Source organism: Stenotrophomonas sp. 22385 (assembly GCF_052045085.1).
Classification (GTDB): Bacteria; Pseudomonadota; Gammaproteobacteria; order Xanthomonadales; family Xanthomonadaceae; genus Stenotrophomonas.
The window spans coordinates 98,039-111,415 of sequence record NZ_JBQEOG010000005.1; the positions used below are offsets into that span (position 1 = coordinate 98,039).

The 13,377-nt window shown below is 67.9% G+C and carries 9 protein-coding genes; 5 read left to right on the top strand and 4 right to left on the bottom strand.

Annotation, left to right across the window (positions count from 1 at the left end; genetic code table 11):
• Positions 1–39 precede the first annotated feature (39 nt).
• A complete protein-coding gene (locus ACTJI4_RS10435) occupies positions 40–3,174 on the top strand; it encodes a discoidin domain-containing protein (protein WP_440869309.1) in 3,135 nt (1,044 codons plus the stop codon).
• A 23-nt stretch (positions 3,175–3,197) separates the two neighbouring features.
• Complete coding sequence (locus ACTJI4_RS10440; protein ID WP_440869426.1) at positions 3,198–4,013, top strand: endonuclease/exonuclease/phosphatase family protein; 816 nt, start codon at positions 3,198–3,200, stop codon at positions 4,011–4,013.
• A 315-nt stretch (positions 4,014–4,328) separates the two neighbouring features.
• On the opposite strand, the gene rne is transcribed toward ACTJI4_RS10440, so the two are convergent.
• Entirely contained in the window at positions 4,329–7,736 is a 3,408-nt protein-coding gene (rne, locus tag ACTJI4_RS10445) for a ribonuclease E (protein ID WP_440869310.1), read from the bottom strand.
• Between the two features lie 404 nt (positions 7,737–8,140).
• Here rne and ACTJI4_RS10450 point away from each other — a divergent pair, with 404 nt between their 5' ends.
• Positions 8,141–9,118, top strand: a complete 978-nt coding sequence (locus tag ACTJI4_RS10450) for an RluA family pseudouridine synthase (RefSeq protein WP_392921421.1) — start codon at positions 8,141–8,143, stop codon at positions 9,116–9,118.
• Positions 9,119–9,189: 71 nt separating this feature from the next.
• Here ACTJI4_RS10450 and zupT read toward each other — a convergent pair whose 3' ends face one another.
• Genes zupT through ACTJI4_RS10465 form a run of 3 tightly spaced genes read right to left on the bottom strand, consistent with a single transcriptional unit; the run spans position 9,190 to position 10,788 of the window.
• Complete coding sequence (zupT, locus tag ACTJI4_RS10455; protein WP_392921424.1) at positions 9,190–9,999, bottom strand: zinc transporter ZupT; 810 nt, start codon at positions 9,997–9,999, stop codon at positions 9,190–9,192.
• Positions 10,000–10,018: 19 nt separating this feature from the next.
• Entirely contained in the window at positions 10,019–10,441 is a 423-nt protein-coding gene (locus ACTJI4_RS10460) for an energy transducer TonB (RefSeq protein WP_392921427.1), read from the bottom strand.
• A 5-nt stretch (positions 10,442–10,446) separates the two neighbouring features.
• Positions 10,447–10,788: a 4a-hydroxytetrahydrobiopterin dehydratase gene (locus ACTJI4_RS10465; RefSeq protein ID WP_392921429.1), complete on the bottom strand. Its 342-nt coding sequence runs from the start codon at positions 10,786–10,788 to the stop codon at positions 10,447–10,449.
• Between the two features lie 91 nt (positions 10,789–10,879).
• Here ACTJI4_RS10465 and ACTJI4_RS10470 point away from each other — a divergent pair, with 91 nt between their 5' ends.
• Positions 10,880–11,479, top strand: coding sequence for an NfuA family Fe-S biogenesis protein (locus ACTJI4_RS10470; protein ID WP_392921432.1), 600 nt, complete (start codon positions 10,880–10,882; stop codon positions 11,477–11,479).
• A 9-nt stretch (positions 11,480–11,488) separates the two neighbouring features.
• Complete coding sequence (locus ACTJI4_RS10475) at positions 11,489–13,279, top strand: hypothetical protein (RefSeq protein WP_440869311.1); 1,791 nt, start codon at positions 11,489–11,491, stop codon at positions 13,277–13,279.
• Positions 13,280–13,377 lie beyond the last annotated feature (98 nt).

Here is a 13,377-nt window from a genome sequence, read left to right on the forward strand (position 1 = left end):
GTCGTCGCGGGGGTTCTGGGTCTGGGTCTGGTGTGGTCGATGGCGGCGCCTGCCGCGCCCCCGGCAGTGCCGGCGGCGCCCAAGGTCCTGGACAGCTTCGACGACATGGCGCCCTGGAAACTGGTGGTGTCCGACCAGGTCAGCGGTTCGCTGCGCAGCGTGGCCGGCGCCAATGGTGGCCGCGCGCTGTGCGTGGACTATGACTTCCACGAGGTCTCCGGCTATGTGGCGATCCGCCGCGAACTGCCCATCACCTGGCCGGACAATTACCAGGTCGGGTTCCAGCTGCGCGGTGATTCGCCCGGCAACGATCTGCAGTTCAAGCTGATCGATGCCGGCGGCGACAACGTGTGGTGGGTCAACCGCCCCGGTTACGCCTTCCCCAAGACCTGGACGCCGGTGCAGTACCGCCAGCGCCAGATCGAAAAGGCCTGGGGCCCGGACCCGGACAAGACCCTGCGTAAGAGCGCGGCAGTGGAGTTCACCATCTACAGCAAGGTCGGCGGGCGCGGCACGGTCTGCTTCGACCGTCTCACACTGCAGGCGCTGCCGCCGGCCGATACCTCGGCGCTGGCGCCGTCGGTAATCGCCGATACCGCCCCCGCGCTGCAGAGCCGTATTGCCGATGGCAAGCCGGACACGGTGTGGATCAGCGGTGGCGTGCCCGACCAGACCATCAGCCTGGACCTGCACAGCGTGCGCGAGTTTGGTGGTGCGGTGATCCAGTGGGTGCCCGGCCTGGAAGCTACCCGCTACGTGGTGCGTGCCTCGGCCGATGGCCGGGACTGGCGTACCCTGCGCGAAATCACCGCCGGTGGTGGCGGTGACCGCGACTGGTTGGCACTGCCGGATACCGAGGCGCGCTACCTGCGCTTTGACCTGAAGAACGGCAGCAGCTGGCGCTACGGCATCCGCGATATCGCGATCAAGCCGCTGGATTTTGCAGGCACGCCGAATGAATTCGTTGAGTCGGTCGGTGCCGACCTGACCCGCGGCTTCGTACCGCGTGGCTTCAGCGGCGAGCAGCCGTACTGGACGCTGCTGGGCCTGGACGGCGGCCGCGAGCAGGCCCTGATCGGCGAAGACGGTGCGCTGGAAGTGGCCAAAGCCAGCTTCAGCGTTGAACCGTTCGTGGTGGTCGACAAGAAGGTGCTCAGCTGGGCTGACGTCGAAGCGAAGCAGTCGCTGCAGGACGACTACCTGCCGATCGCCAGCGTCGACTGGGCCCACCCCAAGGCTGCCTTGAAGGTAACCGGCTTCGTCCAGGGCAACCCTGCCAAGGCGCAGCTGGTGGGCCGTTACACGCTGCACAACCCGGACAAGGTGGCGCACGATTACACCCTGGCGCTGGCGGTGCGGCCGTGGCAGGTGAACCCGCCGCGTCAGTTCCTCAACACGGTGGGCGGGGTCAGCCGTATCGACACGCTGGATTTCGAGCCTGGCCACGTCGACGTCAATGGCACGCCGCGGGTGTACCCGGTGCAGGCGCCGGACGCGGCGTTCGCCAGCCCCTTCGACGGCAAGCTGGAGGTCACCCACCTGGCCAGCGGCAGCCTGCCCGCTGCCACCGAAGTGCGCGATGCTACCGGGCTGGCCTCGGGCGCGCTGCTCTACCGCTGGCGGCTGGAGCCGGGCCAGAGCAGGGAGGTGGCCATCGTGCTGCCGCAGACCGGCGCGTGGACCACGCCGAAGGACTTCGACGCCAACAAGGCCCAGCAGCAGGTGGCCTCGATGTGGCGCACCAAGCTGGACCAGGTGGCGCTGCAGGTGCCGGCCGCCGGCAAGCCGCTGGCCGATACGCTGCGTACCGCACTGGCGCACATGCTCATTTCCCGGATCGGGCCGAGCCTGCAGCCGGGCACGCGATCATATTCGCGCAGCTGGATCCGCGATGGCGCGATGATTTCCGAAGGCCTGTTGCGCATGGGCCGCAGCGACGCGGTGCGTGAGTATGTGAACTGGTACGCGCCATACCAGTTCGACAATGGCAAGGTTCCCTGCTGCGTGGACGCGCGCGGCGCCGACCCGGTGCCGGAGAACGACAGCCATGGCGAGCTGATCTTCAACATCGCCGAGTACTGGCGCTACACCGGTGACAGCACCTTCCTGGAACTGATGTGGCCGCACGTACAGGGGGCCTATCAGTACATGGAGCAGCTGCGCCTGAGCGAGCGCACCGAGGAAAACCGCGCGCGCAATCCGGCCTTCTACGGGATGATGCCGGTCTCGATCAGCCACGAAGGCTATTCGGCCAAGCCGATGCACTCGTACTGGGACAACTTCTGGGCCCTGCGCGGCTACAAGGATGCGGCGATCATTGCCAGCACGCTGGGCAAGATGGAGGCGATGCAGATCGCCGAATCGCGCGACCAGTTCCGTGGCGACCTGCAGGCCTCGCTGTTGGCGGCCACGGCCCTGCACAAGATTGATTTCCTGCCCGGTTCGGCCGAGATGGGCGATTTCGATGCGACCTCCACCACCATCGCACTGGCTCCGGCCGGCGAGCAGGGACGGTTGCCGCAACCGTATCTGGACAATACCTTCGAGCGCTACTGGAAGCAGTTCGAGGAGCGCCGCGACGGCAAGCGCGAGTGGAAGGATTACACCCCGTACGAATGGCGCAACGTCGCCGCGTTCGTGCGCCTGGGCTGGCGCGACCGCGCCTGGCAGGCCACCGAGTTCTTCTTCAGGGACCGCGCGCCGCAGGCCTGGAACCAGTGGGCCGAAGTGGTCTCGCACACGCCGCGCAAGCCGTTCTTCGTCGGCGATCTGCCGCATGCCTGGGTGGCGTCGGACTTCGTGCGCTCGGCGCTGGACATGTTCGCCTACAACCGCGACGTGGATGACAGCCTGGTGCTGGCCGCCGGCGTGCCCAGCCGCTGGCTGGATGGCGCCGGGGTCGGGGTGAAGGGGTTGCGCACCCCGAACGGACAGCTCAGCTACACGCTGGCCCGCAGCGACAGGCAGCTCACGCTGCAGATCGCCTCCGGGCTGCTGGTACCGCAGGGCGGGGTGATCCTGCCGTGGCCGTTCAGCGGCGAACCGGGGGATGCCACCATCAACGGCGAGCCGGCGCAGTGGCTCAACGGCGAGCTGCGCATCACCCAGGTGCCGGCCAGGGTGGAGGTGCAGATCCCGGCCTCGGTGCGGCGCGCCGAACGCAAGGCGCCGTGACCGCGGCGGTGCTGCGCCCCGGCATGCTCGGCGTGCTGCTGGCCTGCGCGCTGGCGGCGCTGCCGGCGCGCGCGGCAGCGCCGGTGGAGAAGGGCATGAGCATGGTCACCTTCAACCTGCACCATGACCGCGAAGACTGGCCGCAGCGACGCCAGGTGATCCTGCGCGAGCTGCAGGCGTTGCAACCCGACGCGATCGCGCTGCAGGAAGTGATCCAGAAGCCGCATGTGCGCAACCAGGCCGCTTGGCTCGCGCGCAGGCTCGGCTATGACTACCAGTTTGTTTCCACAGATCCGCCGGGGCGCTTCAAGCGGTATGGCAATGCGCTGCTGACCCGGCGGCCGGTGCTGGCGCGCGGTGAGCGGCTGTTGGCACCGCTCACCGATTACCGCACCGTCGCACACCTGCGCATCGACGTGGACGGGCAGGCGGTGAACGTCTACGCCACCCATCTCAACGAGCGTTCGGATGAGACCGGCAGTCGCATCCGCGGCGAGCAGGTGGCGGATATGTTGAAGTTCATCGCAGGCACCGCAGGTGATGCACCTGTGGTGATTGCGGGAGATTTCAATGCGCTGGTGGATGCAGGCGATCTGAGTGCGCTGCGCCAGCGCTACGGCGACAGCTACGGAAGCGTGCACGTGAACAACGAACTGGCGGAGATCAGTACGTTGAACCGGCACTACTACGATGCGCCGTCGCGCATCGACCACATCTTCTTCCAGCAGGACAGGCTGCTGGCCCGCGAAGCGAAGCTGCTGTTCGACCAGCCCTACGCCGAAGGGCGCTGGGCGTCGGACCATTACGGCGTGTGGACCCGCCTGCAGTTCGCACCGTAACGTCGGCAGGACGCACGACGCGTTGTGCGGCCACCGGTAGAGTCGGTTCCCAAACGACTGCACGTGGTGCCGGCCAGATGCGGTAACGCATGACTGTCGATCGGGAACGGCTTTGCTGCATGTAACGGCAACAGCATCCTTCGATGCAGGTCATGCGTTACCGGGCCGATCAGCGATGCGTGCAGTCGTTTGGAAACCGACTCTACCCGTGGCCGCATCATTCGATCAGCACGGTCGCGATCCAGAGTCCGACCCCAAACGCAGACAGCGGCCCGAAGGCCGCTGTCTGTTTGTTACCTTGCCGCTGGAACCGGATCAGGCCTTGTCGGTCTTTTCCGGGTCCTGCTTGTCGGCATCGTCGGCCTTGGCGACATCGGTCGGGATGTCTTCGCGGGCTTCGGCGTGCGCGGCCTGGGCGGCTGCATCGGTCGGTGCGGCGTCGCTGCCGGCGCTGCCGAACAGCTGGCCGTTCTGCATCGCCGGCGTAACCGGCGCCGAGTCAACGCGGGCCACCGGTGCCGGGGCAGCCGGCGCGGCCGGAACGGCGTCCACTGCATCCAGCATGCTGGTCTGCACCGGACGACCGACTTCGGTCGGACCCTTGTGCTCGACAACCGGTGCGCTGGTGCTGGCGTCGGCGGCCTTCGGGGTCTCGACGGCGGCCGGCGCGGTCGGGGCCGGGGTCACGGCGGGCGTTGCAATCGGCTTCGGTGCTTCGGTTACGACCGGGGCTGCGACAGCCTTCGGCGCTTCAGCTGCGACCGGCGTTTCGACGGCCTTAGGTGCTTCGGTCACGGCCGGCGTTTCAACAACCTTCGGCGCTTCGGTCACGACCGGGGCTTCAACAGCCTTGGGCGCTTCAACCACGACCGGGGCTTCAACGGCCTTCGGTGCTTCTGTCACCACCGGCTTCGCAGCCTCCGGTGCCTTGGCAACCGGCGCGGAGGCCGGCATCGGCGATTCCACGAACGGCACGCGGTCGGTGTAGGACGGGGTGCGCTCTGCCACCGGCTCGGCCTTCGGGGCCGGGGCGGCCTCGCTGTGACCGGCGGTTACCACCGGGCTGCTGACCACGGCCAGCGGCGCAGCGGCGGCAACGGCAGCCACCGGGGCCGGGCGCGGGGCCTGGACCGGAGCAGCCGGCGCAGCGCCGTCGTCATCGAAGTCGAACTCCGGGTTCGACTCGGTGCTGCGAGCGGCCTGGCGGGCAGCCTGGACGGTGGTGTCACCGTCCTGCTCGCCATCCTGGTCGTCGCTGTCGCCGTCGTCGTCCAGACCGCCGTCATCGTTCAGACCATCGCTGCCGGCAGCCTGCTCGCCATTGCCACGACGACGACGGCGACCACCGCGACGGCCACGACGACGGCGCGAGGCGCCTTCGCCGCTGGCATCGTCGCCGGCGGCCGGGGTGTCGCCCTGCTCGGCCGACTCGCCCTCCACCGCAACGGTGGTCAGGCGGGTATCGTCGGCCGCTGCAATGCTGGACGCCGGGGTCGCGGCGGTGGTGGTCGGGATCGCCGCGTCGGCCACGGCCACCGCTGCGGTTACCAGCGCGGCATCGGCAACCGTCGCGCCGGTCTGCGCCGGCTTGGCGGCGTCGGGCTGCGGCTGACGCGCGGGCTTGTCGCCCTCGTTCTGCTGGCGCGGGGGCTTCTGTTTCTGGTTCAGCTTCGGCTGCTGCTCATTGCGCGGGGCCCTGGGCTGCTGCTCGTTGCGCGGTTTGCCCTGCTGGGGCTGGCCAGCGGCGGGCGCGGCAGCCTGTGCGGCCACGTCCTGGCGGCGCTCGTCGCGGCGCTCGCCCTTGCCGGCGCGTTCGCCACGGTCGTCGCGACGGTCCTTGCCACGGCCCTGGCCCTGCTGGCCCTGGCCCTGGCCACGTTCGCCACGCTCATCGCGGCGGCCGTTGCGGTCCTTGCCGTTGCGGTCCTTGGTGCGGCCGTTGCGGCTGCCGTCCTGGGCCGGGCGCGCGTTGGTCTGCGGTGCGGCAGCCGGGGCCGGCTCGCCGCCGAAGATGCGCTTGAGCCAGCCGACCACGCCGGTGGCGGCCGGGGCAGCGACCGGCGCGGGGGCGACCGGGGCCGGGGCAGGCGCCACCGGTTCGGTAACCTCGCGGACCGGGGCCGGGGAGCTGTGCTTGACGTTGGTGACCGCCGGAGCGACCGGGATGTTCAGCTGCGCCTTGGTCAGCGCATGCACCGGCAGCTTGCGCGGGGTGCCACGCTGGTAGCTCGGCTTGCCGCTTTCCTCGCCCAGTTCGTTTTCACGCAGGCGGGTCACTTCGTAGTGCGGGGTGTGCAGCTGCTCATCGGCCACGATCACGATCGGCGCGTCATGGCGCTGTTCGATCTCGCGCAGCGCGCTGCGCTTCTCGTTGAGAAGGTAGTTGGCGATCTCGACCGGGGCCTGGACCAGCACCTGCCCGGTGTTTTCCTTCATCGCATGCTCTTCAGCCACGCGGATGATCGACAGCGACAGCGATTCCACCGAGCGCATGCGGCCGTGGCCGTCGCAACGCGGGCAGACGATCTGGCTGGATTCGCCCAGGCTCGGGCGCAGGCGCTGGCGGCTCATCTCCATCAGGCCGAAGCGCGAAATGCGGCCCAGCTGCACGCGCGCACGGTCGTACTTGAGCGCGTTCTGCAGGCGGTTCTCGACTTCGCGCTGGTGCTTGTTCGACGACATGTCGATGAAGTCGATCACCACCAGGCCGCCCAGGTCGCGCAGGCGCAGCTGGCGGGCCACTTCCTCGGCCGCTTCCAGATTGGTCTGGAACGCGGTGTCCTCGATATCGCTGCCCTTGGTGGCGCGCGAGGAGTTCACGTCGATGGCGGTCAATGCTTCGGTCTGGTCCACCACGATCGAGCCGCCCGAGGGCAGGCGGACGTTGCGCTCATAGGCGCCTTCGATCTGCGATTCGATCTGGAAGCGGTTGAACAGCGGAATGTCGTCGGTGTAATGCTTGAGCTTGCGCAGGGTCTGCGGCATCACCTGCTGCATGAACTCGCGGGCGGTGTCGTACAGCTCCTGGGTGTCGACCAGGATCTCGCCCACATCGGCGCGCAGGTAGTCGCGCAGCGCGCGCACGATCAGGCGCGATTCCTGGTAGATCAGGAACGGGGCCGGCTTGGTCAGCGCCGCTTCGGCAATCGACTTCCAGACCTGCAGCAGGTAGTCCAGGTCCCACTGCAGCTCTTCGGCATCGCGGCCGACGCCGGCGGTGCGGATGATGACGCCCATGTCATCGGGGATCTGCAGCTTGTCCAGCGCTTCCTTCAGCGCGGCGCGGTCTTCGCCCTCGATGCGACGCGACACGCCACCGGCGGTGGGTGAGTTCGGCATCAGCACCATGTAGCGGCCGGCCAGGGAGATGAACGTGGTCAGGGCGGCGCCCTTGTTGCCTCGCTCTTCCTTGTCGACCTGGACCACCACTTCCTGGCCTTCACGCAGCAGCTCGCGGATGCCGGCCTTGTTGTGGTCGACCCCGGCCTGGAAATAATCGCGGGAGATTTCCTTCAGCGGCAGGAAGCCATGGCGTTCGCCGCCGTATTCAACAAAGGCCGCTTCCAGCGACGGCTCAAGGCGCGTGATGCGGCCCTTGTAGATGTTCGACTTCTTCTGTTCCTTGGACGGCTGTTCGATGTCGATGTCGTACAGCGTCTGGCCATCCACGATGGCTACCCGCAGCTCTTCAGCCTGCGTGGCGTTGATCAGCATTCGCTTCATATTGCGTTCCTCGCGCGCTGCTACCGCGCGGAACGCCATGGGGTTTCGCTTCTGGTCACGCTTGCACGCCCATCGCGCATGCGCGGGGAGGGCGGCTTGGGTTTCCAGCGCTTCAACACCACGGCAGGCCGCGGGAGCGCTTCATTTTGTTTTGGTTTGGGTGTTGCGGGCCGGAGGCAGCTTTCAGCCAGGCTGGAGCGCCACAGGGACATTTTTTCAGCGCAGACGCGTGTCAGGCATCCGGCGATGGCCGGGACTGCCGGTGAGCCGCTAACATGGCCGCCCCGGGGGCGGTGGCTGCGCACTGTGCCGGAATCGAGGGAAGCCGGGCTTCTGGCCCAGAGCAACTTCCAACGAAATCAATCCCTTATCTCGCCCGCCGAGTGTAACAGAATAAAAGGCCAATGACCGATACCGTGCCGTCCCCCAAACCCGCTGAAGGCAAGACCAGCGTCCGTCTCCTGACTGTTCCGGCCGACCGTGCCGGGCAACGCCTGGACAACTTCCTGCTCGGCCAGCTGAAGGGTGCGCCACGCAGTCTGGTCTACAAGCTCGTGCGCAGCGGCCAGGTCCGTGTGAACGGCGGCCGCGCCAAGGCCGAACGCAAGCTGGTGGAGGGCGACGAAGTGCGCGTGCCTCCGGTTCGTCTCACTGAGGAAGGAGACAAGGCGGGGCCGCCGGCGGCATTCATGAAGCGGCTGGAAGACGCCATCGTTTATGAAGACGAGCGCCTGCTGGCCCTGAACAAGCCTTCCGGCGTGGCCAGCCACGGCGGCAGCGGGATCAGTTTCGGGGCCATCGAGACGCTTCGCGCGCTGCGCCCGGGCAAGACCCTCGAGCTGGTGCACCGGCTGGACCGGGACACCTCGGGCCTGCTGATCGTGGCCAAGAAGCGCTCGGCGCTGAGCGAACTTCAGGCGCTGCTGCGTGAAGACCACGGTGCGGGCATCCGCAAGCGCTACCTGACCCTGCTGGTGGGGCGCATGCCCGATGGCACCATGACCGTGGACGCCCCGTTGCACGTCGGCCTGCGCCAGGGCGGCGAGCGCCACGTGCAGGTCAATGCGATCGGCAAGGAATCGATCAGCCACTTCAGCGTGCTCGAGCGCAAGGGCGGCCATTCATTCTGCGAAGTCCGCATCGAAACCGGGCGCACCCACCAGATCCGCGTGCACGCCCAGCACCTGGGGCACCCGGTGGCCGGTGACGACAAATACGGCGATCCGGACGTCAACAAGCGGCTTCGTGACCAGATCGGTCTGAAACGCCTGTTCCTGCACGCCGCTTCGCTGGAGTTCTCGCTGGACGCCGGCAAGACCCCCTACCTGCTCAATGCGCCGCTGGCGGAAGAGCTGACCGATGCGTTGAACCGGTTGGGGTGACGCGCGACGACCAACGGTCGTCGCCTACCGTGGTTGGATCGCGGTAGGTACCGACCGTTGGTCGGTACGCCCTACCATTTGAACAACACCAGGCTGATCGCCAGGCTGGCCATGCCGGCCACCAGACCGTACACCGTCTCGTGACCCCTGGAGTACCGCTTGGCTGCCGGCAGCAGCTCATCCAGCGCCAGGAACACCATCACCCCGGAAATAAGCCCGAACACCCAGCCGAACGTCGCGTGGTTGAGCACCCCGGACAACAGCACGTACCCGATCGCCGCACCAATCGGCTCGGCCAGCCCCGACAGCAGGCTGGCGCCGAACGCGTAGAACTTGTTCTGGGTGGCGAAATACACCGGCACCGCGATCGCAATGCCCTCGGGAATATTGTGGATGGCAATCGCAAACGCCAGCGGCATGCCCACTGATGGGCTTTCCAGCGTCGCAAAGAACGTGGCCAGGCCTTCCGGGAAGTTGTGCGCGGTGATCGCCACCGCCGTCAGCAGGCCCACCCGCTTGATGTAGGCCTTGTTGTTTTCCCGGAACATCGGGTCCTGCTTGTCCAGGCTTTCATGCGGGTTCGGGATCAGGTGATCGATCAGCACGATCAGCAGGACCCCGCACAGGAACGCTGCCGTGGCATAGGCATAACCCACGCGCGCGTCATAGGCCAGGCTGAACGAATCGATCGCCTTGGTCAGGATCTCGGTCAGCGACACGAACACCATGGCGCCGCCGGCGAAGGCCAGGCCGAAGGCCAGCAGGCGGGGGTTGGGGCGGCGCGAGAACAACACCATCAGGCTGCCCAGGCCGGTGGCCAGGCCGGCAGCCAGGGTCACCAGCAGGGCGACCCATACATTTTCACTCGAGATGTCCAGCATGCGCCACAGCGTCCTTTGATCAGCCGCCGCGACGCAGGCGCTCTTCCACGGCGAAGCACTCGTCGGGCTTGGGCTGCGGCGGGTTGAAGCTCACCGGTACCTGGATGGTGGTGGGCACCGCCTGGCCGGCGCGGGTGGCTGCCTTGAACTGCCAGCCTTGCACCGCTTTCTGCGCCTGCTCGTCGAGCTGGGCGTTGCCGCTGCCACTCACAAGCTGCACCTGGCCGGGCTTGCCGTCGGTACCCACCACCACCTTCAGCGTAGTGGTGCCGCCAATCGCCTGGCAGGCCAGCTCGATCGGGTAGACCGGCGGCGGTGTCTTCACCGCGGCCACTTCGGTAGGCGCTGCCACCGGTGCCGCCGGTTCCGACTCCGACGACCCGCCACAACCGGCAAGGGACAGCACCGCCGCGGTCAGTGCCACGCGTATCTGGATGTTCATCGCTATCACTCCGTCAGGCCCGAAGCCTTGGCTGCACAGATGAAGTCGTTCTCGCTCAACCCACCCACGTCATGGGTGGAAAAGCGCACCACGGCGCGGTCGTAATGCACGCCGAGGTCCGGGTGGTGGTCTTCCGCATGGGCCACCCAGGCCAGGGCGTTCACGAACGCCATGGTCCGGTAGTAGTCGGAGAAGCGGAAGGTCCGGACCAGGGCCTGGCCCTGCTCGGCCAGCTCCCAGCCGGGAACCTGCGGCAGCAGCTCGGCTATCCGGGCCTCGCCCAGCTTGTGGTCGCTGCCCTTGCGCGGTACGCACCGGGCCTGCGCCAGCGGAATCAGGTCGGCCATCAAATCCTCCACCTCGTGTATGCCTGAACAATGCGCCGGCCGGTGTATAAACCGAATGAGCGCATAACATGTAAGCCGCTAGAATAGCCGCATGATCCAGATCTCCGACACTGCCCAGACCTATTTCCGCAAGCTCATCGAGCGCGAAGCCGTGCCCGGCATGGGCGTGCGCCTCAGCGCCGTGGACGCTGGCACCCCGCGCGCCGACGCCCGCCTGGAGTTCGCCGAACCGGCCGACCTGCTGGGCGACGAGTGGGCGGTGGACTGCGACGGCTTCACCCTGTACGTGGCCGCCACCAGCGTGGCCTGGATGGATGGGGCCGACATCGACATCGTCACCAATGCCACCGGCGGCCAGCAGCTCACCATCAAGGCCCCGAAGATCAAGGGCGAGGCCCCGGCCGATTCCGCCTCGCTGGTCGAACGCGTGCGCTGGGTGGTGGAAAACGAAGTCAACCCGCAGCTGGCCTCGCATGGCGGCAAGGTCGCCGTGCAGGAAGTATCTGCCGACGGCGTGGTCCTGCTGCGCTTCGGCGGCGGCTGCCAGGGGTGCGGCATGGCCGATGTCACCCTGAAGCAGGGTATCGAGAAGACCCTGATGGGCCGCGTGCCCGGGATTACCGCAGTACGCGACGCGACCGACCATGACAGCGGTCATGCGCCGTATATTCCCCGCGGCACGGCTGCCTGATCGGTCTGCGTGACACTGCGCCGGGCTGACGAGATCCTCCACTGGCTGCTGGCTCGCCAGCCGGACAAACGCATCGTTGAGAAAACCACGGGCCTTCCCTACGGGTGGGGCCTGTGGTTGCGTGCGCTGACCCCGCTGCCGCGCCCGTTCCGTTCGACCGAGGTCATTGCCGAACTGATCCAGCGGCCGTTGCCAGGCCCCCCCGGCCGGCTGCCGGCGCTGGGCGTGGTGCAGTCGCTGCGGCGCCTGCTCTGGCAGACCTGGGACCCGGCCCCGCGCGACCAGCGCTGGATGCGCTGGACCGCGGCCGTGATAAGCGTGCTGCTGCACGTCATGTTCGCGCTGCTGCTGGTGTGGGTGGCACTGATCCGCCCGCCGGCGCAGTCCGAGCAGGGCGGCGAGGGCGGCCGTATCCAGGTGGAATTCCTGGGCAGCGGAACACCCCGGGACAGTGGTGGCGGCGAGCCCGGCGCCGGTAGCGCCGGTAGCGCCGGTAGCGCCGGTAGCGCAGTAGCGACAGCTGCTGCCTCGCAGGCTGCGGCCTCGCAGGCTGCGGCCTCTCAAACGGCGGCGACCGCAGCCACCGCGCCCCAGCCGCCGGCGTCCGCGCCGGAACCGGCCGCCAGCGCCGAGCCCACGCCGGCCCCAGCAGTCCCGGCACCTGCTGCGGTAGAGCAGCCGATCCAGGCCACCGACGTGGCCGAAGCGACCAGCGATTTCGTGGTGCCGCCCACCAGCGTACCGCGCACTGAAGTGCGGGTGATTCCGCGCGATGCGCCTGAGCCACAGGTGCGCGAACGCACTGTGGAGATGGCGGATGCACCAACCCCGCCTTCGATCACTCCGGCAGTGCGCCCGGTGGAGCCGCAACTGCGCACGCGCGACATCGCGGTGCGCGAACGTGAGGTCACCGTGGTCACCGCACCCACGGCGCCGGTGGCCGTGCCCGGTCCACGGGTCGAGGTCAGCCTGCCTCAGCGCGAACTGCAGGTGCGCGAACGCGAGGTGACCCCGGCGCCGTCGATATCGGTCACGGTCGCGCCGGTGCCGCAGCGGGAAATCACCGTGCGCCGGCGCAGTCCGGAGCTGGCAGTACGCGAGCGCGCGGTGCCGAACGCCACGCCACGCCCCGCAACGGCCGCAGCGACCCCATCGGCAGCGGCCTCGGTGCCATCGCCCACGCCCGCGCAGAGTGCGGCCAGCCAGGCCACGCCAAGCCGCAGCAGCGCGTCGAATGCCGCGCCCGCAAGTACCGCGGCCGCGCGACCCTCGCCCACGCCCGGCAACTGGGCCACGCCCGCACGTGGGGATGATTGGGGTGCCTCGGTCCGCGAAAGGGCCGGCGAGCGCAGCGGCGCACAGGCCAATCAGGGCGCTGGCCGCACCGCCGACGGACTGTTCAATGCAGATGGCAGCGTCCGCGTACCCGGGCAGGACGGCACCGGGGACAGCGCACGCGGCGCCCCTGGTGGCGAGAACGACGGCTGGAGCCGCGAACGCATCGCGCAGTCGGGCACGTGGCTCAAGCGCCCGCCGTACGACTACACGCCCACGTCGTTCGACAAATACTGGGCGCCGAACGAATCGCTGCTGGCCGAGTGGGTGCGCAAGGGCATCAAGGCCGTGGAGATACCGATCCCGGGCACCAGTTCAAAAATCTCCTGCGTGGTATCGATCCTGCAATTCGGTGGCGGCTGCGGACTGACCGATCCCAACATGCAGGACCAGCCGGCGGTGGCCCGCCCGCCACCGGACATTCCGTTCAAGAAAGAATTGCAGGAAGACAACGGAAGTCGATGATGGCCGCGCCATCATCGGTTCCGGTTCCGGTGCCGGTGCCGGTGCTTTTGCCGTTGCTGTCGCCGGTAGGGTTGCATCCCGATCAACCGCCGTGAAAT

What these genes read in the sequence shown, in the direction of transcription:
- ACTJI4_RS10435 (WP_440869309.1), top strand. Translation starts at nt 40, where the DNA reads ATGGCGGCGCCTGCCGCGCCCCCGGCAGTGCCGGCGGCGCCCAAGGTC.
- ACTJI4_RS10440 (WP_440869426.1), top strand. Translation starts at nt 3,198, where the DNA reads ATGCTCGGCGTGCTGCTGGCCTGCGCGCTGGCGGCGCTGCCGGCGCGC.
- rne (WP_440869310.1), bottom strand. Translation starts at nt 7,736, where the DNA reads ATGAAGCGAATGCTGATCAACGCCACGCAGGCTGAAGAGCTGCGGGTA.
- ACTJI4_RS10450 (WP_392921421.1), top strand. Translation starts at nt 8,141, where the DNA reads ATGACCGATACCGTGCCGTCCCCCAAACCCGCTGAAGGCAAGACCAGC.
- zupT (WP_392921424.1), bottom strand. Translation starts at nt 9,999, where the DNA reads ATGCTGGACATCTCGAGTGAAAATGTATGGGTCGCCCTGCTGGTGACC.
- ACTJI4_RS10460 (WP_392921427.1), bottom strand. Translation starts at nt 10,441, where the DNA reads ATGAACATCCAGATACGCGTGGCACTGACCGCGGCGGTGCTGTCCCTT.
- ACTJI4_RS10465 (WP_392921429.1), bottom strand. Translation starts at nt 10,788, where the DNA reads ATGGCCGACCTGATTCCGCTGGCGCAGGCCCGGTGCGTACCGCGCAAG.
- ACTJI4_RS10470 (WP_392921432.1), top strand. Translation starts at nt 10,880, where the DNA reads ATGATCCAGATCTCCGACACTGCCCAGACCTATTTCCGCAAGCTCATC.